Origin of the sequence: Embleya hyalina (assembly GCF_003967355.1) — a bacterium.
Lineage (GTDB): Bacteria > Actinomycetota > Actinomycetes > Streptomycetales > Streptomycetaceae > Embleya > Embleya hyalina.
Map to the genome: position 1 here is coordinate 1 of NZ_BIFH01000028.1, position 24401 is coordinate 24401.

The 24401-nt window shown below is 73.5% G+C and carries 22 protein-coding genes; 8 read left to right on the forward strand and 14 right to left on the reverse strand.

Features of this window, described 5'->3' with window-relative positions; genetic code table 11:
- Window positions 1-89 precede the first annotated feature (89 nt).
- Together EMA17_RS30300 and EMA17_RS30305 are read right to left on the reverse strand one after the other, a co-directional pair.
- A complete protein-coding gene (locus EMA17_RS30300; protein WP_126640344.1) occupies window positions 90-752 on the reverse strand; it encodes an HAD family hydrolase in 663 nt (220 codons plus the stop codon).
- A gap of 85 nt (window positions 753-837) precedes the next feature.
- Window positions 838-2460, reverse strand: a complete 1623-nt coding sequence (locus tag EMA17_RS30305) for an acyl-CoA dehydrogenase family protein (protein ID WP_126640345.1) — start codon at window positions 2458-2460, stop codon at window positions 838-840.
- Between the two features lie 220 nt (window positions 2461-2680).
- Here EMA17_RS30305 and EMA17_RS30310 point away from each other — a divergent pair, with 220 nt between their 5' ends.
- Window positions 2681-3508: an MOSC domain-containing protein gene (locus EMA17_RS30310; RefSeq protein WP_126640346.1), complete on the forward strand. Its 828-nt coding sequence runs from the start codon at window positions 2681-2683 to the stop codon at window positions 3506-3508.
- On the opposite strand, the gene EMA17_RS30315 is transcribed toward EMA17_RS30310, so the two are convergent.
- Complete coding sequence (locus EMA17_RS30315) at window positions 3480-4112, reverse strand: helix-turn-helix domain-containing protein (protein ID WP_126640347.1); 633 nt, start codon at window positions 4110-4112, stop codon at window positions 3480-3482. The genes EMA17_RS30310 and EMA17_RS30315 overlap by 29 nt on opposite strands.
- A gap of 108 nt (window positions 4113-4220) precedes the next feature.
- Between EMA17_RS30315 and EMA17_RS30320 the strand changes: the two genes are divergently transcribed.
- Window positions 4221-4892, forward strand: coding sequence for a B3/B4 domain-containing protein (locus EMA17_RS30320; protein ID WP_126640348.1), 672 nt, complete (start codon window positions 4221-4223; stop codon window positions 4890-4892).
- A gap of 49 nt (window positions 4893-4941) precedes the next feature.
- Here the strand turns inward: EMA17_RS30320 and EMA17_RS30325 are convergent, their stop codons facing one another.
- The 7 genes from EMA17_RS30325 to EMA17_RS30355 all read right to left on the reverse strand — a co-directional run bounded on the left by EMA17_RS30325 (window position 4942) and on the right by EMA17_RS30355 (window position 11528).
- Window positions 4942-5367: a YchJ family protein gene (locus tag EMA17_RS30325; RefSeq protein ID WP_126640349.1), complete on the reverse strand. Its 426-nt coding sequence runs from the start codon at window positions 5365-5367 to the stop codon at window positions 4942-4944.
- Between the two features lie 68 nt (window positions 5368-5435).
- Window positions 5436-5795: a TetR/AcrR family transcriptional regulator gene (locus tag EMA17_RS54420; protein ID WP_246126994.1), complete on the reverse strand. Its 360-nt coding sequence runs from the start codon at window positions 5793-5795 to the stop codon at window positions 5436-5438.
- 206 nt (window positions 5796-6001) lie between these two features.
- The gene (locus EMA17_RS30335) at window positions 6002-7261 is read right to left on the reverse strand and encodes an MFS transporter (protein ID WP_126640351.1); all 1260 of its coding nucleotides are present in this window, start codon (window positions 7259-7261) and stop codon (window positions 6002-6004) included.
- 169 nt (window positions 7262-7430) lie between these two features.
- Complete coding sequence (locus EMA17_RS30340; protein WP_126640352.1) at window positions 7431-8891, reverse strand: M1 family metallopeptidase; 1461 nt, start codon at window positions 8889-8891, stop codon at window positions 7431-7433.
- 216 nt (window positions 8892-9107) lie between these two features.
- Window positions 9108-9953 carry a siderophore-interacting protein gene (locus EMA17_RS30345; protein ID WP_126640353.1) on the reverse strand — a complete coding sequence of 282 codons (846 nt, stop codon included), beginning with the start codon at window positions 9951-9953 and terminating at the stop codon, window positions 9108-9110.
- Window positions 9954-10065: 112 nt separating this feature from the next.
- Window positions 10066-10842 (reverse strand): SGNH/GDSL hydrolase family protein, encoded by a 777-nt coding sequence (locus EMA17_RS30350; RefSeq protein ID WP_126640354.1) that lies wholly within the window; start codon window positions 10840-10842, stop codon window positions 10066-10068.
- Window positions 10843-10895: 53 nt separating this feature from the next.
- Window positions 10896-11528 (reverse strand): class I SAM-dependent methyltransferase, encoded by a 633-nt coding sequence (locus tag EMA17_RS30355; protein ID WP_246126995.1) that lies wholly within the window; start codon window positions 11526-11528, stop codon window positions 10896-10898.
- Between the two features lie 255 nt (window positions 11529-11783).
- Between EMA17_RS30355 and EMA17_RS30360 the strand changes: the two genes are divergently transcribed.
- On the forward strand, window positions 11784-12212 hold the full coding sequence (locus EMA17_RS30360; protein WP_078978849.1) for a response regulator: 429 nt from the start codon (window positions 11784-11786) through the stop codon (window positions 12210-12212).
- Window positions 12213-12246: 34 nt separating this feature from the next.
- Here EMA17_RS30360 and EMA17_RS30365 read toward each other — a convergent pair whose 3' ends face one another.
- Window positions 12247-13188, reverse strand: a complete 942-nt coding sequence (locus EMA17_RS30365; protein ID WP_126640355.1) for a TetR/AcrR family transcriptional regulator C-terminal domain-containing protein — start codon at window positions 13186-13188, stop codon at window positions 12247-12249.
- A 234-nt stretch (window positions 13189-13422) separates the two neighbouring features.
- On the opposite strand from EMA17_RS30365, the gene EMA17_RS30370 reads away from it, so the two are divergent.
- On the forward strand, window positions 13423-15021 hold the full coding sequence (locus EMA17_RS30370; RefSeq protein ID WP_371863061.1) for an MFS transporter: 1599 nt from the start codon (window positions 13423-13425) through the stop codon (window positions 15019-15021).
- Window positions 15022-15042: 21 nt separating this feature from the next.
- Here the strand turns inward: EMA17_RS30370 and EMA17_RS30375 are convergent, their stop codons facing one another.
- The gene (locus EMA17_RS30375; protein ID WP_126640357.1) at window positions 15043-15927 is read right to left on the reverse strand and encodes a class I SAM-dependent methyltransferase; all 885 of its coding nucleotides are present in this window, start codon (window positions 15925-15927) and stop codon (window positions 15043-15045) included.
- A gap of 235 nt (window positions 15928-16162) precedes the next feature.
- On the opposite strand from EMA17_RS30375, the gene EMA17_RS30380 reads away from it, so the two are divergent.
- Entirely contained in the window at window positions 16163-16540 is a 378-nt protein-coding gene (locus tag EMA17_RS30380) for a DUF952 domain-containing protein (protein WP_126640358.1), read from the forward strand.
- Window positions 16541-16703: 163 nt separating this feature from the next.
- Here the strand turns inward: EMA17_RS30380 and EMA17_RS30385 are convergent, their stop codons facing one another.
- Together EMA17_RS30385 and EMA17_RS30390 are read right to left on the reverse strand one after the other, a co-directional pair.
- Window positions 16704-17732 carry a hypothetical protein gene (locus EMA17_RS30385; RefSeq protein ID WP_126640359.1) on the reverse strand — a complete coding sequence of 343 codons (1029 nt, stop codon included), beginning with the start codon at window positions 17730-17732 and terminating at the stop codon, window positions 16704-16706.
- Window positions 17733-18149: 417 nt separating this feature from the next.
- On the reverse strand, window positions 18150-18947 hold the full coding sequence (locus EMA17_RS30390) for an arylamine N-acetyltransferase family protein (RefSeq protein WP_126640360.1): 798 nt from the start codon (window positions 18945-18947) through the stop codon (window positions 18150-18152).
- 1182 nt (window positions 18948-20129) lie between these two features.
- Between EMA17_RS30390 and EMA17_RS30395 the strand changes: the two genes are divergently transcribed.
- From EMA17_RS30395 to EMA17_RS30405, 3 genes are all read left to right on the forward strand, one after another.
- Window positions 20130-22343, forward strand: coding sequence for an MMPL family transporter (locus EMA17_RS30395; RefSeq protein ID WP_126640361.1), 2214 nt, complete (start codon window positions 20130-20132; stop codon window positions 22341-22343).
- Window positions 22344-22455: 112 nt separating this feature from the next.
- Window positions 22456-23685: a sensor histidine kinase gene (locus EMA17_RS30400; RefSeq protein ID WP_126640362.1), complete on the forward strand. Its 1230-nt coding sequence runs from the start codon at window positions 22456-22458 to the stop codon at window positions 23683-23685.
- Complete coding sequence (locus EMA17_RS30405) at window positions 23682-24362, forward strand: response regulator transcription factor (RefSeq protein WP_126640363.1); 681 nt, start codon at window positions 23682-23684, stop codon at window positions 24360-24362. The genes EMA17_RS30400 and EMA17_RS30405 overlap by 4 nt, the downstream gene beginning before the upstream one ends.
- The last annotated feature ends 39 nt before the right edge of the window (window positions 24363-24401 follow it).

Below are 24401 nucleotides of genomic sequence, written 5' to 3' on the forward strand. Positions count from 1 at the left end.
GGACGTCGGCGACCGTGGCGGCGCGTGGCGTGTCGGTGGTTCGGCCGGTGAGGTGGACTACCCGGGCCCGGCTCGGTGCCGGGGCCGGGTCAGGGGGTGTCGGTGATCAGGGTCGGTAGGTCTCGCATCGACTTGAAGACCGTGGTGGTCGGGCCCTCCAGTAGATGTGGGGGGATCAGGTCGCCCGCGTAGGCGAATGAGCGCATGCCCGCCGCGCGGGCGGCCCGCAGGCCGTTGAGGCTGTCCTCGACCACGACGCAGTGTTCCGGGGGGACGCCCATTCGGGCGGCCGCGTGGAGGAAGACGTCGGGGGCGGGCTTGCCGTGGGCGACCTCGGTCGCGCTGAATATCCGGCCCGCGAAGCGGTCGTGGAGGCCGGTTCGGCCGAGGGTGTGGGCCATCTTGTCGTGGCTGCCGCTGGAGGCCACGCACGTGGGCAGGCCCAGGTCGGCGAGGGTGTCCACGGCGTACTCGATGCCCTCGACCGGACTCAGGCCCGCGTCCACCTCGTCCCGGTGCCGCGCCTCGAAGCCCCGGGTCCACTCGGCGGCCACGTCCGACCCCACCCGCTCGGCGATCTGCTCGGCGATCGCCGCCGACGAGCGGCCGACGAACCGCTCGATCACGTCGGCGGGGGTCAGCGGCCAGCCGTGCTCGGCGCCGAGCGCCACGTGCACCCGGATGGCGATCGGTTCGCTGTCCACGAGGACGCCGTCGCAGTCGAAGATGACAAGTCCGACAGAGTTGATCATGATCGGGAGCATAGGGCGTGCGTTCCGGCCCCCGTCCCCGTCCTTGCTCCCGTCCCTGCCCCCGTCCCGTTCCGGTTCCCGTCGACTACGCGCCGGGGACCCGGGCCAGTAGTGGCGCCGTGTCGGTGCCGACAGGCAGTGTGCCGAAGGCGTGGCCGCCCTCGCGGGCCAACCGCGTCGCGCAGAACGCGTCGGCCGCCGGGCTCGCGTACCGCACCAGCAGCGCGCCCTGGAGCAGCACCGCCATCGACTCGACGATCCGCCGGGCCCGGAACTCCGCCTCGCTCGGATCGGCCAGTTCCTTGCGCAGCGCCGCGGCCGCCGCGTCGAGCCGGCGATCCGCCCCGGCCACCGCGTCGACCTCGGCGAAGTACGCGTCCACGCACGCCGGTTCGCGGGCCATCGCACGCAACGCGTCGAGCGCGGCGACATTGCCGGAGCCCTCCCAGACGGACACCAGCGGCGCCTCCCGGTACAGCCGCGGCAGCCCCGACTCCTCGACGTAGCCGTTGCCGCCCAGGCACTCCAACGCCTCGGCCGCGTGCATCGGACCGCGCTTGCACACCCAGTACTTCGACACCGCGACCGCGATCCGGCGAAACGCCGCCTCGGCCGGATCCCCGCGCAGCGCCCGGTCGGCCGCGCCCGCGAGCCGCATCGCCACGGTGGTCGCCGCCTCCGACTCGATCACCAGGTCGGCCAGCACGTTGCGCATCAGCGGTTGGTGGATCAGCGCCGCGCCGAACGCCCACCGGTGCGCCGCGTGGTGCGCCGCGCGGACCGCGCCGACCCGCATCCCGACGGCCGCGCCGATCACGCAGTCGAGCCGGGTGGCGTTGACCATGGTGACGATGGTCCGCACCCCCTCGCCCTCGGCGCCGACGAGGCGGGCGTACGCGCCCTCGTACTCGATCTCGGCCGACGCGTTCGACCGGTTGCCGAGCTTGTCCTTGAGCCGCATCAGCCGGAACGTGTTGCGCGTGCCGTCCGGGAGCACCCGCGGGACCAGGAAGCAGGACAACCCGCCGGGGGTCCGGGCCAGGGTCAGGAACAGGTCGGACATCGGCGCGGAGGTGAACCACTTGTGCCCGGTCAGCCGGTACGACCCGTCCGCCGTCGGAGCCGCCAGCGTGGTGTTGGTCCGTACGTCGGAGCCGCCCTGCTTCTCGGTCATCGACATGCCGGCCAGCAGCCCGCGCTTGCCGGTCGGCTCGCGCAACCCGAAGTCGTACGTCCGCGCCGCCAGCAACGGCTCGTAGCGCTCGGCCAGTTCCGGCTCGACCCGGAGCACCGGCACCGACGCGTAGGTCATCGACAGCGGGCACATGTGGCCCGCCTCGACCTGACCCCACGCGTACAGCTTCGCCGCGCGCGCGACGTGCGTGCCGACCCGGTCCTCGCGCCACGGGCTCGCGTGCAGGCCGTGCTCGATCGCGACGGTCATCAACTCGTGCCAGGCCGGATGGAACTCGACCTCGTCGATCCGGTGTCCGGTGCGGTCGTGGCTGCGCAGGATCGGCTCGTGCTCGTTGGCCAACCGGCCCCACTCCTGCGCCGGTTCGTCCCACGCACGCAGGCCGAGTTCGCGGACCTCGGCCTCGGCCCAGCCCGCCCGCTCGCGGTGCAGGGCCTCGAACAGGGCCGGGTCGGCGGCGGCCTCCCGCGCGGTCGGAGCCGGGACCTGATTGGTGACCTCGTGCGTCGACATGTCCGTTAGTCAAGCAGTGCTACGCGTCGGTAACAAGGGTCCCGCGGCCGCTCGGCGCACGTGTCGCGGCGCGTGCGGACACGCGTCTCGCCGTGCCGTGCCGTGCCGTGCCGTGCCTCGCCGTGCCGCGCCCGCGCGGCCGTCGCGGCGCGTCGCCGCACGTCCCCGGCCGCCGGCCACCCCCGCCCCGGGGGCCGCCGGCCGTCGATAGGCTCGGGCGATGGTCTCCGTGGTCGAACTGATTCACTACCCCGTCAAGGGTTGCGCCGGCATCCCGGTGGAGCGGGCCTCGCTCACCCCCGCCGGACTCGCCCACGACCGGGTCTTCATGGTGACCGATCCGGACGGCGTCTTCCGCACCCAGCGACGGGATCCGCGCCTGGCGTCGATCCGACCGGAGATCGACGCCGACGGTACCCGGCTGATCCTGCGTCGCCCGGACGCCGACCCGGTGGAGATCGAGGTGGACACCGACGGCCCGCGCCGGGACGTGGACCTGTTCGGCAATCCCTATCGGGGCATCGACCAGGGCGACGCGCCCGCCGCGTGGTTGTCGGACGCGCTCGGCGTGCCGAGCCGGCTGGTCCGGGTGCCGCCGGAGCACGACCGGGTGACCGACGGCGCGATACCGGGCACCTGCGGCTACGCGGACAGCTCGCCCCTGCACGTGCTCTCCCGCGCCTCGCTCGCGCTGCTGCACGCGCGCCTGGCCGAGCGCGGGGAGGCGCCGCTGCCGATGAGCCGCTTCCGGCCGAACGTCGTGGTGGACGGTTGGGCCGAACCGCACACCGAGGACCGGATCCGCCGATTCACGATCGGCGAGGCCGAACTGGGCTACGCCAAGCTCGCGATCCGGTGCGCGGTCACCCTGGTCGACCAGCGGACGGGGGCCAAGGCCGGCCCGGAACCGCTGCGCACCTTCGCCGGATACCGTCGCGCTCCGCAGGGCGGGGTGGCCTTCGGCGGCAAGTTCGCCGTGCTGCGCCCCGGCAAGGTGGCGGTGGGCGACGAACTCACGGTCACCCGGTGGGGCGAGTCGGAGATGTAGCCGGATCGGGGCGGCCGGGCAGCAGGACGACGCCGACGAAGCGCACGGCGCTCGTGCCGTCGTTGCGGTAGGTGTGCGGGCGGTCGGCGGCGAAGCGGGCGCAGGCGTCGGCGGGCACGTCGACGCGGGTGCCCGCCACGTCCAGGGTGAGTACGCCGGCCAGGACGGTGAGCAGTTCGCGGACGCCCGCGCCGTGCGGCGCGCTGACGTGCGCGTCGCCCGGGGCCAGGGTCCAGCGCCACAGCTCGGCCGACACGGGCGGATCGCTGCCGATCAACAGGTCGCCGTGGCCGCCGTGTTCGCCCCGCCACAACCGGGTCCCGCCCGCCGCCGGCAGCACCTCGACGAGCGGCGCGGGTGCCCCGTCGACCAGACCGGTGAGCGGCAGGCCGAGCGCGTCGGCGATCCGGGCCAGGGTGAGCACGCCCGGGTTGCCCCGGCCCTGTTCGACGCCCACGAGCGCGCCCTTGCTCAGGCCGCCGCGGGCCGCCAGCGCCTCCAGGGACCACCCGCGCGCGGTGCGCGCGGCGCGCACGTTGGCCGCGATCGCCCGGCTGACCGCCGGTTGACCGGGATCGGCCGACTGGTCATTATTCTGCTCCATGCGGTCTACTGTAGTGGACCATGGCTCGGTCGTGGTCGTGGTCGTGGTCGTGGTCGCCGTCGTCCGAGGCCCGGCCGCAAGTCGCCGTCTTCCGAGGAGAACCCGAACGTGCTCGCGTCCATCACCATCGACCCCGCCGTCCACGCGCTGCGCCCCGACGCGGTGGTGCTCGCCCTGGTGGCCACCGGTCTGCCCGGCGGCCCGAGCGACGACGGGTCGCGGGCGGCACTGGCCGAGGCGGCCCTGGCGCTGCCCGCCGGCCCGCCCGAGGAGCACCCGAACGTGGCCGCGTGGCGGGAGGCGTACCGGGCCTTCGGCGCCAAGCCGCAACGCACCCGCTGCTCGGTGGAGGCGCTGATGCGCCGCGGCGGGCCGCCCGAGGTCAACCGCGTGGTCGACCTGTACAACGCGGTCTCGGTGCGCCACGTGCTCCCGGTCGGCGGCGAGGACCTGGCCCGCTACCGCGGCGCGGCCCGGCTGATCCGGGCCGAGGGCAACGAGCCGTTCGAGGTCGTGGAGGCGGGGGAGCCGGCGATCGACCATCCCGCGCCCGGCGAGGTGGTCTGGCGCGACGACGAGGGCGTCACGTGCCGTCGGTGGAACTGGCGGCAGTGCGTGCGCACTCGGATCACCGAGCACACCACCGAGGCGCTGTTCCTGTTCGAGCGCCTGGCGCCGATGACGCTGGACGCGCTGCACGAGGCGGGCGAGGACCTGACCGAGCGGCTGCGCGACCTGGACCGGGCGGTCCGGGTCGAAAGCCGCCTCGTCGGAGTCTGAACCGGCCGGGGCCGAAATCGGCCCGAGCCCGAGCCGGTCGGGGCCTGCCCTACGCCGACGGAGGCAGCGGGCCGACGTACACCCACGCGCCCTCGTGCCGGACGAAGCGGCTGTGCTCGCGCACCGCGCCCCGCTGTCCCCGTTCGAGGTAGGTCGCGGTGAACTCGACCGTGCCCTCCTGGTGGAACGAACCGCCGTCGGTGCTCCCGTGCACCTCCAGGCCCAGCCAGCGGGTGCGGTCGTCGAGGCCGACCCGGTCCGGCCGGGTGTCCGGGTGCCAGCTGCGCAGCAGGTACGGCTCGTCGCCGACGACGAAGGCGCTGTAGCGCGAGCGCATCAGCGACTCGGCGGTGGGCGCGGGGGAACCGGCGTGGCGGGCGCCGCAGCACTCGCCATAGGTCGCGGACAGGCCGCAGGGGCAGGGCGAGGCGGCGGTGACGGCGTCCGGTCGGGGCCGCGAGGTGCGTCGGGACATGATCCGATTCTGGCCCATCCGGCGGGCGGGGGAGCCGGCGACCACACCGCGGGCCGGTCGGGTGAGGCTCAGGCGGGCGTCAGGCAGGGGCCCGGCAGCAGGTCGCGGATCATCGCCTCCCACTCGTCGGTACTCGGCGGCGCGTCGGTGAGCAGGGCCTGGATGAGCAGCCCGTCCAGGGCGCCGACGAAGACCCGGACCCGGACCGGATCGCCGCTGAAGCGCAGCGCGAAGTCGGTGACGGCGGCCGTCCAGTGGTCGGTCGACTCGCGCAACTCGGGGCGGCGGGCGGCGAGCAGGAACAACTCGTACTCGGCGACCAGTCGGCCGGGGGCGGTGCAGATGTGCCGGAGATGCTCGGCCAGCGCGCGCCGGGGGTCGCCGGGGGTGTCGACGAGCCCCCGGATGTGCGCCGCGTCCTCGGTCATGCAGGTGGTGAGCGCGGCGGTGAGCAGGTCGTCGACGCCGGCGAAGTAGTACGTGGACGCGCTGGTGGGCAGGCCCGCCTCACGCGAGACGGAGCGGTGGCTGACCCCCGCGGCGCCGTCCCGCTCGACGACCCGCAGGGTGGCCTCGATCAGCGCGCGGCGCCGGCGTTCGCCCTTGGCCCGCCGGCCGTCGACGGCTTCCTCGGTCAGTGGGACTCACCTTCTCGTACGGGTGCGGCCTGGGGCAGCGAGCCGCCGTGCGCGACGGTCGTGCCGACCACGCGCGGGGCGGTCCGCCGCAACACACGGTATCCACCGAGCGCCATCGCGACGGCCACGAGGGCCGCGCCGACCGCGACGCCGAAGCCGGCCCGGGCGCCGAAGTGGTCCACGACCAGACCGGACAGCGAGGAGCCGGTGGCCACGCCGATGCCGATGCCGGTGGTGGTCCAGGTCATGCCCTCGGTCAGCCGCGCGGGCGGCACCAGGCGCTCGACCAGGCTGACCGTGAGGATCATGGTGGGCGAGATGGACATGCCCGCGACGAACACGGTCGCCGCGAGCGCGGGCAGGTTGCCCACGAGCAGCAGCGGCAGGATGGTGACGGCGGTGCAGCCCACGCTGATCAGCAACATCCGGGGCAGCGGGGCGGCGAACTTGAACGCGCCGAACGCGATCCCGGCGACGCAGGAGCCGGCCGCGTAGGTGGCCAGTACGAAGCTCGCGTTGCTGCGTTGGCCGTGCTCCTCGGCGAAGGCGATGGTGACCACGTCGACGGTGCCGAAGATGGCGCCGATCGCGATCAGGGTCACCACGAGCACCTGCAGACCCCGGATCCGCATGACCGACCTGGTCGGGCCGGCGGCGCGCGGGTGGGGTGGGGGCTCGGTGCCGCGCTGCACGGTGAACAGCAGTACGCCGATGGCGAAGAAGACGATCGCGGCCAGCGGTCCCGCCTCGGGGAACGCGGACACCGAGAGCTGGACGGCGATGATCGGGCCCAGGATGAAGCACAGTTCGTCGACCACGGACTCGAACGAGAACGCGGTGTGCAGGTGCGCCGAGCCGCGGTACAGGACCAGCCAGCGGGCGCGGACCATGGCCCCCATGCTGGGCATGCAGCCGGCCGGCACCGCGCAGACGAACAGGGTCCACGCGGGGGCGTCGTAGCGGGCGCACAGCAGGAGGGCGCCCATCGCGAACACGCTGACGGCGGTGGCCGGGGGAAGTATTCGGCCCTGCCCGTAGCGGTCCACGATCCGCGACACCTGCGGCGCGATCAGCGCGGTGGCCAGTGCGAAGGTGGCCGCCACGGCGCCGGCCAGACCGTATTCGCCGCGCAGTTCGGAGAGCATGGTGACGATGCCGATGCCGGTCATCGAGATGGGCATGCGGGCGATGAAGCCGGCCGCCGAGAATCCCTTGGCGCCGGGCGCGGTGAAGATGTCTCGGTAGGGGTTACGCACGGGAGTTCCCGTCGATAGAAAATAAAGTGGGACGTTCGTTCCAGTTTCTATCACGGGAGGGGCGGTCGGCAAAGCGGCTTTACCGGCGCTGTTTCGCGCGGGAGCACGCCGAACCGGCCCGGGCGCGGCGATTGTCGGCCGCCGTGCCCGGGATGTCGGGATCGGGCGGTCAGGCCGGGTCGACGGTCCAGTCCGGGTGGCCCGGCATCGGCGGGGTCTTGGCGCCGTACAACCACGGGGTCAGGAACGGGGCGAGGTCGCGGTGGGCGACCTGGGAGGCCAGCTTCACGTAGTCGGCGGTGCCTGCGGCGCGGCCCCGGAATCGGGTGGTCCAGGCCCGTTCGATCCGGGCGAAGGTGTCCGCGCCGACCTCGGTGCGCAGCGCGTAGAAGACCAGTGCCGAGCCGTCGTAGCGCATGCGCTTGAACAGGTTCGGCTCGGTGGGCTCGGCCGGCGCGCCGGCGTCCCGGCGCCAGATGTCGTGTTGCCGGTACGCCTCGCGCATCAGCGCCTCCAGGTTGGCGCCGCCGTTCTCCTCGCTGTAGACGCGCTCGTAGTAGCGGGCGTGGCCCTCGCTCAGCCACAGGTCGGACCAGCGTTCGATGGCCACGCTGTCGCCGGTCCACTGGTGCACCAGCTCGTGCACCATGTTGCGTTCGGCGTTGACCTTGTCGCCGAGCAGGTCCGCCTTCGGGAGCAGGGACAACCCCTGGGTCTCCAGGGCGACGCCGAGATCGGTGTGCGCGACGAGCAGGCCGTAGCCGTCGAACGGGTACGGGCCGAGCCTGTCCGTCACCCAGGCCAGGTGTCGCGGGGTCAGCGAGCGGTACTGCTCGACCCGGTCGACCAGGTCCGGCGGGATCGCGTCGCGCAGCCGGGTGCCGTCGGCGGCTTCGCCGTCGATCAGGGTGTACTTGCCGACGGCGAGCTGGAAGAGCTGGCCGGCCACCGGTTGCCGGCTGTCGTAGGTCCAGCGGGTGCGGCCGGGGGCGGCGGGGCGCTTGTCGACGAGGGTGCCGTTGGACAGCGCGGTGAGGTCGTCGGCCGCGGTGATCTCGACCGTGGTGCGGGTGCGCAGGCTCGGGTGGTCGTTGCTCGGGAAGATCATCTTGGCGCCGTCGGGCTGCGGGTAGATCACCGTGCCGTCGGGGGTGGGGATCCAGCCGAACGTCTCGATGGCGTCGTCGCGGTGGCGCTGCTGGGTGGGGTCGGCGGTGTACTCGACCCGGACGGTGAACGAGCGGCCCTTGCGCAGTGGCCGGGCCGGGGTGATCACCAACTCGTCGCCGTCGCGGCGGGTTTCGGCGGGGCGGCCGTCGACGGTGACCCGGCCGAGGGTGTTGCCCGCGAAGTCGAGGTCGAACCGGGACAGCGCCTGGGTGGCGGTGGCCTCGATGGTGGTGACGGCCGGGAACGCGGCGCCGGGCGCCTGCCAGTCGAAGGCGAGCGTGTAGTGGTCGGCGCGGTAGCCGCCGTTGCCGCTCAGCGGGAACAGCGGATCGCCGATGCCGGCCGCGCCGGGGGTGGGCCGGGCGTCCTCGGCGTGGGCCACGGGGGCGACGGCCGCGGTGAGGGTGAGGGCGGTCGCGAGGGCGACGAGGGATCCGACGGGATGTGGTGGACGTCTCATGGGCACCACCCTGTGCCGGCCCGATCGCCCGCGGTAGTGCCCCACGCACGGTTTCACCCGGCCGGCCCGGGAGTTCGCCCGAGCGCGTGCGCCCCGAGGGCGGGCCGGGTTTTGTCTGGGCGTTGGTGGTCCGGGAGTTCGATCCGGGTGTGGTCGGGGCGCGGCGGCGGTCCGGGGGCGGGTGCGGATCCCGGACCGCCGATGGTCGGGACGGGTTCAGGCGCGCTGTTCGGTGGCGCGTTCGGCCGCCTTTTCGGCGGCCTTGTCCGCCTGGAAGCCGTCCTCGTCGCGGCCCTTGCGCCAGTAGCCGGAGAAGGAGATGTCGGTGCGGTCGACGCCGCGCTCGTCGACCAGGTGTCGGCGCAGTTCCTTGACCACGCCGGCCTCGCCGTGCACGAACGCGTGCACCCGGCCGGTCGGGAACTCCAGCGCGCGCAGCGCGTCGAGCAGGCCGGGGCCGGCGTCGCGGGTGATCCAGGTGAGGTCGAGGTCCAGGTCGGGATGGGTCGCGGGCAGGAGGCCGGTCGGCGCCTCGGCCGCGGTGCCCACCTCGAGGAGCGCGATCGCCCGGGCGGCGGCGGGCAGCCGCTCCATCGACGCGGCGATCGCCGGGTAGGCGCTCTCGTCGCCGACGAACAGGTGCCAGTCCGCCTCGGGGTCGGGCGCGTAGGCGCCGCCGGGGCCGAGCAGGCGCAGCGTGTCGCCCGGCTTGGCGCGCGCCGCCCAGGGGCCGGCCAGGCCCTCGTCGCCGTGGTGCACGAATTCGATGGTCAGTTCGCCGGCCGCCGGGTTGTTCGCGCGCACCGTGTAGGTACGGGTGCGCGGCCAGTCCTCGCGCGGGAGTTCGGCCCGGATGACCTCCATGTCGAACGGCTCCGGGTAGGTCACGCCCGGCAGCGGGAAAAGCACCTTGACGTAGGCGTCGGTGTAGCCGTTGTCGGTGAAGTTCCGGTGGCCCTCGCCACCGGCGACGATCCGGATGAGGTGCGGGCCGACCTGTTCGGTGGTGCGCACCTGGAGTTCGATCAGCTTGCGGGGCTTGCGTACCGGGCTGTCCGCCATGGGGGTTCTCCTCGCCTGCACTGTGCGACTCGGCGTGTCTTTGTTAGGTAACCCTAACCTGACTCGCGCGCCGTCGGTCGCCCAGGGCCGGAATGATCCTCGCCGGGTCGCGCTATCGCCACCGAGTGAGTTCGGCGCGCTTGGGCGCGCGGCCGTCACCGGAGGAGCGGCCGGTGGCGCGGCGGGCCAGCCAGGGGCCGAGGTGGGTGCGGGCCCAGCGCGCGTCCGCGCGTCTGCGGTCGCCCCAGGTGCGTGGCGCGGCGGGGGGCAGCGGCGCGCGCCAGTCGTCGTCGCCGGGCAGGCCGAGCGCCCGCGCGGTGGCCTCGGCGACGCGGCGGTGTCCCTCGGTGGACAGGTGCAGCCGGTCGTCCGCCCACATCCGGGGATCGTCGAAGACGCGCGCGGTGAACAGGTCGACCACGGTGGCGTCGTGGCGGGCGCCGACGGTGTCCACGAACTCGACCAGGCGTTCGATCCGGGGCATCAGCCGGGCGGAGGAGCGCAGTCGGCGGGTGGGGTCGGTGCTGCGGAACAGCACCAGGTGTCCGCCGCCGCCGGCGAGCTTGGCCGCGGCCTGTTCGAATACCGCGCAGACCGCGCCGACGTCGCAGCGCGGACGCAGCACGTCGTTGAGGCCGCCGGCGAGGCTGATCAGCGCGCCGTCGAGGGTGACGGCGGTGTCGACCTGCTCGTCCGCGATCTGCCGGATCAGCTTCCCGCGCACGGCCAGGTTGGCGTAGCGCAGCGTCGGCGTGTCGACGGCCAGCCGGTCCGCGAGCAGGTCGGCCCAGCCTCGATAGTTGCCGTGGGCGTCCGGGTCGGACATTCCTTCGGTGAAGGAGTCGCCTACCGCGACGAAGGTCTCGAAAGTGGGGTGTGTGTTGAGCATCGCCTCGCGAGCCTAGTGCGGGTCGCGGTCGTGTGTCGGTCGGGCCGGCCCGGTCACGCCCCTCGGCCCGGCGACTCCGGGTGGCGGCGTTGGGCCACTCCGAAGAAGTAGTCACCCAGGAGGGACTTGCTGCCGATGACGTGCAAACCGTGTCGGGGGAGTTCGGTGAGGAAGTCGCGGGCGTCGAAGCGGTCCTCGGTGGGGTGGTCGAACAGGAGGGCCAGGGTGGGGCGGGCCAGTGCGCGGGCGGTCATCTCGGAGAAGTAGAACCGCCCGCCCGGGCGCAACACCCGGCCCACCTCCGCCAGGCAGGCGCGCCAGTCCGGGATGTGGTGCACGATCGCGAAGTCGAACACCGCGTCGTAGCTCGCGTCCGCCGCGTCGACGGCGGCGCGCAGGTCGGTGGCCGAACCCTGGACGATGGCGACCCGGCTGTTGCCGTGCCAGCGCCGCCGGGCCCGGGCGAGCGAGTCGGGGTCGATGTCGACGCCGTCCACCCGCGCGGCGCCGAAGCGGTTCAGGATCAGCTCGATGCCCCGGCCGGTGCCGCAGCCGATCTCCAGCGCGTGTGCGCCCGGGTCGAGCCGGCCGCCCAGGCGCAGCAGCAGGGGGGTCTCGTACCAGATCTGCGGGCCCCGGCGCAGCGGACTGGCCACGACCATCTTCTCGACCGTGTTCATCCGCATGGCGGTTCCCCCCTGGTTCGCCGAGCACCGGTTCGCGCATCCGCCCGGTTGCCGAGTGTGACCGACGCCCCACGATGGGCCATCGCGTGATATGCGTCAAGGACCGGGACGGGCGGTGCCGGTGTGCTCTCCGTATCGGTGGACCGGAGGCGTTAGCCTTCGGAGGCGGGTCGGTGGTGCGTGCGCGCCGAGTTCGATGGATGGGTGTCGGTCCGGTCGAGGGTCGGCCGTGGGCCGTGATCCGAAGGTGGTGCGATGAGCCAGACCGCGATGACACGAACGCTGACGGTGTTGCTGGTGGAGGACGATCCGGGCGACGCGTTGATGATCGAGGAGGCGTTGCTGGACCGGGAGCGAGGGCACACCCTGTGTCGGGTCGCGGACGGCATGGAGGCGCTGGAGTGGCTGCGTACGCACGCGCGGCCGGATCTGGTGATCCTGGATCTGAACATGCCGAGGATGGACGGCCGCGAGGTGTTGTCGGCGATGAAGGCCGACGAGCGGTGGCGGACGATCCCGGTGGTGGTGCTGTCCACCTCGGCCGCGCCGGACGACGTGCGGCGCAGCTACGACCTGCACGCCAACGCGTTCGTGACCAAGCCGGTCGAGTTGGAGTCGTTCCTGGAGGCGGTGCGCGGGATCGACGAGTTCTTCCTGAGCCTGGTGACGCTGCCGCGCGGGTGAGCGCGGGCGCGCCCGCCGTCCCGGCGCGGCGCGCTCACCCGCCCCCGGGGATCAGGCCGGCGATGCCGTCGAGGAGGCGGTCCAGCCCGAAGGTGAACAACGATTCGAGGTCCAGTTCCAGGTCGGGGTCGGTCAACGCGGCGGAGTACATCGGGAATTCGCCGCCGGCCAGGATCAGGTCCAGGGTCTCGTCCTGGGCCTGCATCCATTCCTCGCTGGACACGCCCGTGGCGCGTTCGGCCTCGGATTCGCCGGCGAGATTGATCGCGGTGCCGCGTACGTAGTTGAGCATCGTCACCGCGATGTGGATCATCACGCCCGTCGGCAGTCCCTCGAACTCGCCCATCGCCCACTCCACATGCCGCATGCCGCGCACCGTCGGCAGCGGGCGGGTCATCGACATGACCTGGGCCAGCCACGGATGGCGGCGGTACATCGCCCACTGCATCCGACACGAGGTCTCCAGGCGGGCCCGCCAGCCGATGTTTTCCCCGACGGGGAGCGGCGCCCCGGCGAACACGCTGTCGGCCATCGCGGTGAGCAGGTCCTCCTTGCCGGGCACGTGCCGATACAGGCTCATCGGAGCCACCCCCACCTCGGCGGCGATCTGCCGCATCGACACCGCCGCCAGGCCGCGTTCGTCGGCGATGGCGATCGCGGCCGCGACCACCCGCTCCCGGGTGAGTTCGGCGTCGGTGCGCGGCGGGTGTGTGGGCGGGACGGCGATCGCCCGGACCCGGGCGCGCGGGGCGTCGGGGCGGTCGGCGACCACGGTGCCGACTCCGCGTACCGCCCGGACCAGTCCCGCCTCGCGCAGCACGGTCAGCGCCTTGGTGGCGGTGGCCATGGCCACCCCCCACTCCGCGGTGATCGCCCGGGTGGAGGGCACCCGATCGCCGGGACGCAGCTCGCCCGTCTCGATCCGTCGACGCAACTCGTCGGCGATCCGGATCGAGGGCGTGGCGTCGCGGGGCATCGGGGCCTCCCGGGGCTGTCGGTACTCCCTGTCCTGGTCAGTGCACTATAGGGCACCCTCGCCAACGGGCTGGTGCACTAGTTCTGGTGCACTACTTGGTGAAGCCTTTATTCTCGCTGAATATGGGGCTGTTGCTGCACGGCGTACGGTGTGTTTACTCTGTACGCGATGAAGCGTACGCCGTACGGACGTAGTGCGGCGGGACCGTGCGAACAACGGGGGATTCCAGTGGTGATCGACGAGACGACCGGAAAGCCGGGGGCGGCGCCGTCGGCGGGGCGGCGGGAATGGGTCGGACTGGCCGTCCTGCTGGTGCCGCTGCTGCTGGTGAGCATGGACGTGTCGGTGCTCTACTTCGCGGTGCCGTTCATCGGCCGGGCGCTGGAGCCCACCGGCACGCAGCAGTTGTGGATCCTGGACATGTACGGGTTCGTGCTCTCCGGCCTGCTGATCGTGATGGGCGCGCTCGGCGACCGGATCGGTCGGCGTCGGCTGCTCCTGGTGGGGGCGGCGCTGTTCGCCGGGGCGTCGCTGCTCGCGGCGTACGCACACGACGCGCGGACGCTGATCGCCGCACGGGCCCTGCTCGGGGTGGGCGGGGCGGCGCTGATGCCGTCCACGCTGGCGCTGATCCGCACCATGTTCGTCGACCCCCGGCAGCGCGGGACGGCGATCGCGATCTGGACCGCAGTGATGACCGGCGGCATCTCCCTCGGGCCGATCCTGTCCGGGGTGCTCGTCGAACACTTCTGGTGGGGTTCGATCTTCCTGATCAACGTGCCGGCGATGGCGGTCCTGCTGATCCTGGTCCCGGTCTTCGTCCCGCGTCACCGCGGCGTCGCACACGGGTCGTTCGACCTGATCGGCGCGGTGCTCTCGCTCGGCACGCTGCTGCCGGTGGTGTACGGGATCAAGGAGATCGCCCGGTCCGGGGCACAGACGTCGCCGATCGCGAGCATCGGCTTCGGGCTGATCGTCGGCGCGCTCTTCGTACGGCGTCAACTCACCGCCGAGCATCCGCTGTTGGACCTGGAACTGTTGCGGATGCGGGCGTTCGGCGGGGCGGTGCTCGCCAATGTGATGTCGATGTTCGCGATCGTCGGATTCGCCATCTTCACCACGCAATACCTCCAGTCGGTGCTCGGGATGAGCCCGCTGCGCGCCGCGCTGTGGAGCCTGGTGCCGTCGCTGGCGGTCGCGGTGGCCACGCCCGTGGCCACCGTGCTGGCCCGGCGGATCGATCGGGCCTGGGTGATGGCCGGCGGATTCACGGTCGCCATCGGCGGGTTCGCGGTGCTGGCCACCGCCCGGCCGCACTCGTCGCTCGCACTGCTGCTCGGCGGCGCGGCGGTGTACGCGGCCGGCGTGGTCGCGGTGATGACGCAGGTGACCGAGATGGCGATGGGCGTCGCGCCCGCCGACCGGGCCGCCTCCGCCTCCGCCGTGCTGGAGTCGGGCAGCGAACTCGGCGGCGCGCTGGGCATGGCGCTGCTCGGCACGATCGGCGACGCGGTCTACCACCGGGCGATGGCCGACACCGGTCCCGCGGGGCCGGCGCGGGAGACCCTGGGCGGGGCGCAGGCGACCGCGGCCCGGCTGTCGGGGGACGCGGGGCGGACCCTGCTGGACACGGCCAGGGACGCGTTCTGCGACGGGATGAACGCCGCGGCGATCGGCGCGGCGGTGGTCATGGTGGTCGGGGCGGGCTACTGCGTGCGCTTCCTGCGCGGGGTGCCGGTGGCCGACGCCGGGGCGGGGGAGGCGGGTTCGGCGCTCGCCGACGCGCCGATCGCCGACGTGCCCCCGGTCGACGCGCCGGTCGACGCGCGCTGACCCCGGCGCTCGGTCGTCGGCTCAGCGGCGGGGGCAGGCGCGGGCGGTGTGGATCGTGGTCGCGGCCAGGTAGAAGGCGTCCGGGCGCCACAGGATGCCGGTGTCCGTGTCGGGATCGAGCAGGGTGTCGAGGGTGGCCAGGTCCTCCGCGTCCAGGCGGTCGGCCAACAGGGCGCGGCGGTGCGTGAGTTCGGCGTACAGGTGCTCGCGCGGCAGGGCGTCCAGCGGTGAGGGCAGGTCGATCAGGAACGAGTGGGTGCCGGTCGGGACCAGGCCCGCGCGGGCCAGCATGGCCGGCCGGTCCTCGACCGCCGCCCGGGCGCCGGGCAGGTTCGCGCGCAACTCGGCGAACCAGTCCTCGTGGGCGGCGTCGAGCCGGGCCTGGAGACCGGGGCGGCCGATGCCGATGTCGCGGGGCAGGAAGCGGGTGGACAGGCCGCGTTCGGCGATCGCGATCATCCCGCCGGGACGAAGCACCCGGGCCAGGGCGTCCAGCGCGGCCTGCTGGTCGCCGAGGTGGTGGACGACGTCGCCCGCCCAGATCAGGTCGGCGCTGTCCAGGGTGTCCAGGTCGGCGGGCAGTTCGACGTGCCGGGTGTGCACCCGGTGACCCAGTCCCTCCCGGTGCGCGCGGGCGCCGGCGCGGGCCAGCAGGGCGGGGTTCGGCGCGACGGCGACCACGTCGGCGTTGGGGAAGTAGCGGGCCAGCAGGCAGGACGCGACCCCGGGGCCGCCGCCCAGATCGAGGATCCGGTCCACCCGGGTCAGCGTGCGGTCGCCGTACAGCGCCAGATCGCGCAGTCGCGCGGCGGCCTCCTCGAGGAAGGGGGCGTGCAGCTCGGCCTCGCGTTCGAGGAGCGGGCCCGCGTTCCGCCCCGGGGGGTCGGTGCGGGGGTCGGTGGTCATCAGGTGCGTCTCCCGAGTTCTGGGCACCCGTCGCCGTGGTTGGCCGGGTCCGTCGTCTGCCGTGTGCTGCGTGTGAGGGACACAACGTCGACGAAGGGCCGCGGTAATCCACGATCGGCGAGCGTTCCCGGCGGCGCACGGGACCGGTGACCCGCGCCGCGGTCGCCGCGCGCGCTCGCCGGTGCCGGGGGACCGGCCGCCCGGGTCGTCGGCGGCACGGGGTTAGGGTCGGGGCATGAGCGAGGAGATCGTCTACAAGCTGGTCGGCGCCGACGAGTGGGCCGAGGCGGTGCGGGCCGGTCGGTTCGCGGGGTCCGGGATCGACCTGGTGGACGGCTACGTGCACCTGTCCACGGGCGCGCAGGTGGCCGAGACCGCCCGGCGGCACTTCGCCGGCCGCGACGATCTGGTCCTGGTGGCGCTGGATCCGGCCGCCCTGGGCGCGGCGCTGCGCTGGGAACCCTCGCGCGGCGGCGCGCTGTTCCCGCACGTGTACGGCGTGGTGGAGCCGGCCGCGGCGCTCTGGACCGATCCGCTGAACCTGCCGGCGACCCCCGACGGCGACCACGTGGCCGAGGCGGTCCTCGCGACGCTGGCCACCCACGGGCACTGACCGCCGGGCGGCGGGTGCCGGGCGCGGTGTGCCGAGGCGATCCACGCGATGCCGGACACCCGCGGGCACCGATCGCCGGGCGAGTCGTGCCGCGCCCGGGTCGCCGAGGTGGTGCCGAAGGTGTTCGGGCGTCGATCGGTCGGGGTCCGGCCCGGGTTCGGCGCTATCGGGTCGGTGTGCGCAGCAGGTCGCCGGAGGTCGTGTCGTCGACGAAGGTGCGGATTCCCGGGCCGGTGAGCTCGCGAGGGGCGAAGCCGTCGAAGTAGGCCAGTGGTACGTGTACACACACCAGTGCCGCGGCCACCAGCACCCGATGGCGTGTGCGCGTCCGGGACGAGGTCGCGTCGGGCCGCTCCTTTCCCAGCCACCACCACGCCACCACGGCCGTGTTGGCCAGGAGCAGGAACGCCCAGCGGTGGGTGTCCCATCCGGCGAACGCGGCCGCCGGCGGTGCGATGGCCGCCGCGATCGCCGGCAGCCGGCGCGGCCCCACCACCGTGCCCCCGGCGAACGCCGGGGCCGGCGCCGCGGCGAGGAGCACCGCGAGCGGGACCAGGAACCACAACACCTCGAACGGCTCGTACATCCGCAGACTCTCCGCCTGGGTCCGGCCGAAGATCTCGAACACGTCGGCCCGGGCCGGGAATCCGCCCTCGCGCAGCCGAGCCCGCAGACCGGGCACCGCCCCGTCCGAGGCGGGCGACACGAGCAGCACGACGCCGCCGACCACCACGGACGGCGCGAGCACGGCCGCCGCCCGGCGGATCGGCAGCCGGTCCACCACCGGCAGGGTGAACAGCGGGATCACGGTCGGCATCGCGATCTCGTGCACGCACACCGCGACCGCCATCAGCAGCGCGGCGGCGACCGTACGACCTCGGGCGAGCAGCCACCACGCGCCGAACAGGGCCAGGAACAGCAGCTGTTCGAAGTAGCCGACCTCGTGGAAGAGATAGCCGCCGGTGGGCAGCACCAGCCACCCGGCCACCAGGGCCCGCCGGGCCGGCAGCCGGGTGCGCGCCGCCGCGACCACCACGACCGCGAGCAGCGCGGCCAGGATCAGAAACGACGTGCCGGCGAACAGCGCGTACGGGTAGTCCGTCGCCTCCGCGACCGGATGCGGCACCGTGCCGACCACGAACCGCCGGTGGAAGCCGTCCTGGAGCGAGATCGACGCAACGTCGCGGTCCACGCGCTCGGCGCCCGGATCCCGGTGTACGCGGCCAGGACGACGCACGCCACGAGGAGCAGCCCCCGGCGGGTGGGCGCGGAGAGGCGCCGTCGGCGGGGCGCGGCCGGCGCGGAGACGCCCGCGGACATCGCTCGCACGACCGGCCGAACAACCGGTTCACAACACGTTTCGGGCATGGCTGACCTCACCGTCGGCGCCCCGACGGAGGAGGAGCGCGAAGGAAATCGGGCGAACGGGGGCTCGGGGTCGGGGAGACCGGCGGGTGGCTCGGCGCGCGGGTGCGGCGGCCGAACCCACTGGTGACCAGACGAGTCGAGCGGGCGGCGATCCAACGGGTGAGCCCCCGGAATTTCCTGTGGCGCCGATCACAGCGACGGGTCGACCGCGCCCCCGGCGGAGCGCGCGACCGACCTGCGGTCAGGGGGCGTCGACGGGGATCGACGCATTCGTCGGCCGACCCGGAACGCGGTCCAGGGTGATCCCGAAGTACTCGCGGTAGGCGGCCAGGAGCGCGGCGTCGTCGACGAGTCGCTCCTCGTGGCGGTCGGTGCCGGTGGTCCGGATCAGGGTGCGGTCGGAGATGGTGATCCGCCCGTCCGGGAGCGCGAGCGAGCACACCGGGGAGTGGGTGAAGCGCGACGTCGGCGCGGTCTGGTGCCACCAGCACCCGGTGACGAAGTCGCCCGACACGCGTGGGCGGGGTTCCAGGCGGTACGCGCGCTTGCCGTCGTGCAGGACGTCGACCTCGCCGTGCTCGCCGTCGACGATCCGGAACACCCCGCCGGGGTCCACCTGGTCCGTCCGCAGGTCCAGCCGTATCGGGCGGTGGGTGAACCGCCCGAAGCCGACGTCGACCAGCCACGGATGCTCCAGGTCGACGCGCAGCGCGAGGTGGTCGAACGGGATCCCCACGCACCCCGAGCCGTCGTAGGTGTACGCGGACGACAGCGTGACGCGGTAGCCGAGTTCGCGCAGCAACACGGCGAACGCACCGCAGAGTTCGTAGCACAGGCCGCCGCGCCGCCGATCCAGGATCTTCGCGAGCAGCGCGTCCTCGTCGAGCGAGAGCGGGCGACCCATGTGGATGTCCAGATTCTCGAACGGGACGGTCAGCAGATGCCGCCACTGCAATTCGGCCAACGTCTCCGGATCCGGGGACGGCGGGCGAGGGACGCCGAGCAGGGCCAGGTAGTTGTCGATGCGGTTCGGGTTCACCGTGCCTCCGGGCTGTGTGCGCGGCAGAGTTCGGCCGAGCCTCGGCATGCCCTCCGGGGACGGGCCTCGCCGGCCCGGTCCGGGCCTCCCTCGCGGTCGGTGTGAGCGGGCGTGTGGGGCGCGAAAAATAGCACGACAGGCCCGGTCTCGCGGCGGCATCACGCGAGGGCCGCTACCGGCCGCGGCGATGCGGCGCTCCAGGCGGCGCACCACCCCCGGGCCGCTGCCCGCGCGGCCAGGGCCCCGGGTCTGCTCGGTCGACCCGGACGCCTTCCATCGGCGCGCGCCGATCGCCGGTCTCGCCCACCACGACGCCGGGCGCGGCCTGTTGTCGCGGCGGCATCATGCGAGGGCCGCTACCGGCTGCGGCGATGCGGCGGTCCGGGCGGCGCAGCCCCCGGACCGTTGCCCGCGCGGCCAGGGCCCCGGGTCTGCTCGGTCGACCCGGACGCCTTCCATCGGCGCGCGCCGACCGCCGGTCTCGCCCACCACGACGTCGGGCGCGGCCTGTTGCCCGCCGGCCGGTCGAGGGGATCCGCACGCCGGCACAGCCGCCACCGGCCTGGGACGTGCGGCCGGCCCACCGGTTCGACGAACACGTACGCCGGTCCGAGACCGTGCGCACCTACGCCCGGGCGGGCCGCCGCCAGGCCGCCGCCCCCGACATCCCCGGCCCGGGCGGGTGCGGCCGCAGGACGTCGACCGGCTGTGTGCGTTCGGTGTGGTCCTGGACGGCTCCGGATCGTTGGACACCGCAAGGCCCCGGGCGCGATCGCCTCCTGCGCGAGTGCCCGGGACGTACCGGCCGCACGGGTGGTGTACGGCGACGCCGGCTACCTGTCGGTCGAGGACATCGACCGGCGTGCCGTGCGCGGGCGCGGCGGCACGGTCCCGCAACCGGGGATCCGTCTTCGGGAGGGCGCCGCCGACTTCCCCGCCGACGGGCCGATCCCGGTGATCACCGACGGGCGCTGCGACGTGTTGCGCCCGGCCGCCGTTCTCCCCGCGCGGGCCGGTGTTCCGGGTGGGCCGAAGGGGCCGCCGACCTGGGCGACTACTGCGATCCCGGTAGGCCGTCGTGCGGTTTCGGTAGGTCGCGGTGTCCGTAGCGGCATGACGACGGGAGGGGTCTTCCCGAACGAACCTCGAAGGGTCATCGCTCGTGGATATGGAGACCCTGACGTGGCGACTTTTCTGTATCGGCTCGGCCTCGCGGGCTTTCGGCGGCGCGGTCGGGTGCTCTTGGTGTGGCTGGGGGTGCTGGTCGTGGTCGCGGTGGGCGCCGCGCAGGCGTCGGGGCCCTCGGACGAGGAGTTCTCGATGCCGGGGATCGAGTCGCAAAAGGCGTTCGATCTCATGGAGGAGCGTTTTCCCGGAACCGCGGCCGACGGCGCCACCGCCCGGATCGTCTTCGTTGCCCCGGACGGACGCAAGGTGACCGAGGGCAACCTGCGCGAGGCCGTCGAGCGCGCGGTGAAATCGCTGGGCGAGGGTCCGCAGGTGGCCGGTGTCGCGGACCCGTTCGCGTCGAAGGCGGTGAGCAAGGACGGTGCGACCGCGTATGCGACGGTCACCTACAAGGTGGAGTCCAACGACGTCACCGACGCCGGCCGCGCGGCGGTGAACAAGGCGGCGGAGCAGGCGCGTTCGGCGGGCCTGACGGTGGAGACCGGCGGGTCGGCGATGGACGACGGCGGCGGACCCGACGGGAGCGCGGAACTGGTCGGCCTCTCGGCGGCCGCGGTCGTGCTGCTGTTCACCTTCGGGTCGTTGGCCGCCGCGGGCCTGCCGCTGCTGACCGCGATCGTGGGGATCGCCGTGAGCCTGTTCGGGATCCTGCTCCTCGCGGGCCCTCTGGGTTTGTCCTCGGACACGCTCACCCTCGGGATGATGCTGGGCCTGGCGGTGGGCATCGACTACGCGCTGTTCGTGGTCTCCCGCTATCGGGAGGAGCGCGGGCGCGGCCGGGCGCCGCACGAGGCGGCCGGGGTGGCGGTGGGTACCGCCGGATCGGCGGTCGTGTTCGCCGGGGTCACCGTGATCATCGCGCTGGCCGGCCTGTCGGTGGTCGGGATTCCGACGCTGACGAAAATGGGCCTGGCCGCCGCCGGAGCCGTCGCGGTCGCCGTGCTGGTCGCGTTGACCGTGGTGCCCGCGCTGCTCGGTTTCTGGCCGAACGCGGTGCTCGCCCGCCGGGTGCGCAAGGGCCGCGCGCGGGGCGGCCCGGCCGCCGGGCGGGACAACCTCGGTACCCGCTGGGCGCGTTTCGTGCTGCGTCGTCCCGTGGCGGTGCTGGTGCTCGGCGTGGTGGCCCTGGTCGCGCTCGCCGTGCCGATGGTGTCGCTGCGACTCGGCATGCCGGGCGACGAGGCCAAGTCCACCGCCACCACCGAGCGGCGTGCCTACGACGCGCTCGCCGAGGGCTTCGGCCCGGGCTTCAACGGCCCGCTGACCATCGTCGTGGATGCGAAGGGCGCGGCCGACCCGCAGGCCGCGGTGCGCGCCGTCGGCGACCGGATCGGCCGTACCGACGGCATCGTGTCGGTCGCGCCGGCCCGCTTCAACGAGGCCGGCGACACGGCGGTCTTCCGGGCCACCCCGTCGACCAGCCCCACGGACGAGAAGACCAAGGACCTGGTGGAGACGATCCGCCGCAACCGCGCGGACGTGGAACGACAGGCGTCGGCGACGTTCGAGGTCACCGGAACGACCGCGCTGAACATCGACGTCGCGGCCAAGGTGCAGGCCGCGCTGGTGCCGTATCTCGCGGTGGTGGGCGGCCTGGCGGTGGTCCTGCTGCTCGTGGTCTTCCGATCCGTGCTGGTGCCGGTGAAGGCGGCCCTGGGCTTCGTGCTGTCGGTGCTGGCGGCGCTGGGTGTACTGGTGCTGGTCTTCCAGAAGGGACACGCGGCGGACCTGTTCGGCGTGGAGCAGACGGGGCCGATCATGAGCCTGATGCCGATCTTCATGATGGGCATCGTCTTCGGACTGGCCATGGACTACGAGGTGTTCCTGGTCTCGCGGATGCGGGAGGCGTACACCCACGGGGAGGGCGCCCACCAAGCCGTCGTGTCCGGGTTCCGGCACAGCTCCCGGGTGGTGACGGCCGCCGCGTTGATCATGGTCGCGGTCTTCTCCGGATTCATCGGGGAGGACGGGTCGCTGATCAAGATGCTCGGGTTCGGCCTGGCCGCCGCGGTGCTCTTCGACGCCTTCGTGGTCCGGATGGCGATCGTGCCCGCGGTGTTGGCCCTGCTCGGCGACCGGGCCTGGTGGTTGCCGACGTGGCTGGGGCGCGTCCTGCCCCGCGTCGACGTGGAAGGCGCGGCACTCGGCCACGCGCGCTCGCACGACCGGCGCCCCGACCCGGACGGGCCGGTCCGGGCACACGTGTGACGCCTTTCGCCGCGGATTCCGCCCGAGTACGTCGTCTCGGGCGGTCCGCGGCGCCCGCTCGCGCCGTCATCGGCGACCATGGACCTCGGCACGCCCCCTCACGGAGAGCACGATGACCGGCAACCTCGAACGGTACGCGGAACGCCACGCCCGGGTCGCGGACGTGGTCACGGCGGTGGCGTCCGGCGTCTGCACGGTCTTCGGGGCCCGGATCAGCACCTCCGAGTCCGCGCCCCCGCACGCCCTGTGGCCCGCCTGGATCCTGGTCCTGTCCGGGGTGGCCGTGATGGCCTCCCGCAGCCGGCCGCGAGCCGCCCTCGTGGTCACCGCCGCCTCGGCCGCCGTGCTGACCGCGCTGGGCTACCTGCCCAGCCCCCTGCTGCTGGCCCCCGTGATGACCGCCCTGTACTGGCTCGCCGCGCTCACCGATTCGCGGACCGTCGGCGTCTACGGCTCGGCGACCATGACCGTGCTCCTGGCCACCTCGCTGGCCGGCGCGCCGATCGGCGACGACTTCACGCTGCGGACCGTGGGCACGGTCCTGTGGCTGCTGCTGCCGGTGTCCCTGGGCAGTTGGAGCCGGTTGCGGCGCGCCTACGTCGAGTCCGTCCAGGCCCGCGCCGCGCACGCCGAGCGCACCCGCGAGGAGGAGGCCCGGCTGCGTGTCGCCGAGGAACGTATGCGCATCGCCCGCGAACTCCACGACGCCGTGGCCCACCACATGGCCGTCGCCCACGCCCAGGCCGGTACCGCCGCCCACCTCGCCGACACACACCCGGAGCAGACCCGGCAGATCCTGACCGACCTGGTCGGCACCACCACCGCCGCGCTCCTGGAACTGCGCGCCACGGTGGGTGTGTTGCGCCGCACCGCCGATCCGGAGGCCGATCCGCTGGAGCCCGCCCCGGGCCTGGACCGCCTCCCGACGCTGGTCGCGGCCTGCGCGTCGGCCGGCCTGACGGTCACCGTCGACACCGAAGGACAGGCCCGACCGCTGTCCCCGGGCGTGGACCTGACCGCCTACCGGATCATCCAGGAGGCCCTGACCAACGCCACGAAACACGCGTCCGACCACGTGGCCCGGGTCCGGCTCCGCTACGACGAGGCGCGCCTGCTGATCACCGTCACCAACGACGGCACGACCGACGGCGGGGCCGTGCCGCCGGTGCCCGGTGGCGGATACGGACTGATGGGGATGCGCGAACGCGCCCACTCCGTCGGCGGCGACCTGCGCGCCGGTCCCCGACCCGAGGGCGGCTTCGAAGTCGCGGCCGCCCTCCCCTTCCAGCCCCGCACCCCGGCGGACGCCCCGGCGGGACGACGACACGAGGAAACCCGTTGACCATCCGTGTCCTGCTCGCCGACGACCAGGCCCTGCTGCGCGGCACCTTCCGGCTCCTGATCGACTCCTGCGCCGACATGGAGGTGGTCGGCGAGGCCGCCGACGGCGGGCAGGCGGTGGCGGCGGCCCGTGCCCACCGGCCCGACGTCGTCCTGATGGACATCCGCATGCCCGGTACCGACGGCCTCGCCGCCACCGCCGCGATCTGCGAGGATCCCGACCTCGCCGGCACCCGCGTGCTGATCCTGACCATGTTCGAGACCGAGGAATACGTCGCCCGGGCGCTGCGCGTCGGTGCCAGCGGTTTCCTCGGCAAGTACGTCACCACGGACGCGCTCCTCGACGGCATCCGAACCGTCGCCGGGGGCGAGGCGCTGCTGTCCCCGGGCGCCACCCGGGCGCTGATCTCCCGCTTCCTCACCACGCCCGCCGCCGGACCGCCCCTGGCCCCGGTCGAACGCCTCGCCGACCTGACACCGCGCGAACAGGAGGTCACGATCCTGGCGGCGCACGGCAAGTCCAACGACCGGATCGCCGCGGAGCTGGTCCTGAGCGTGCTGACCGTCCGCACCCACATCCAACGCGCCATGACCAAACTCGGCGCCCGCGATCGCGCCCAACTCGTCGTCATCGCCTACCAGAGCGGTCTGGTGCGCCCCGAACCCCCCGGCCTCTGAGGACGGCGCACACCACGCCCACGGATGCGCCCCTCGTGG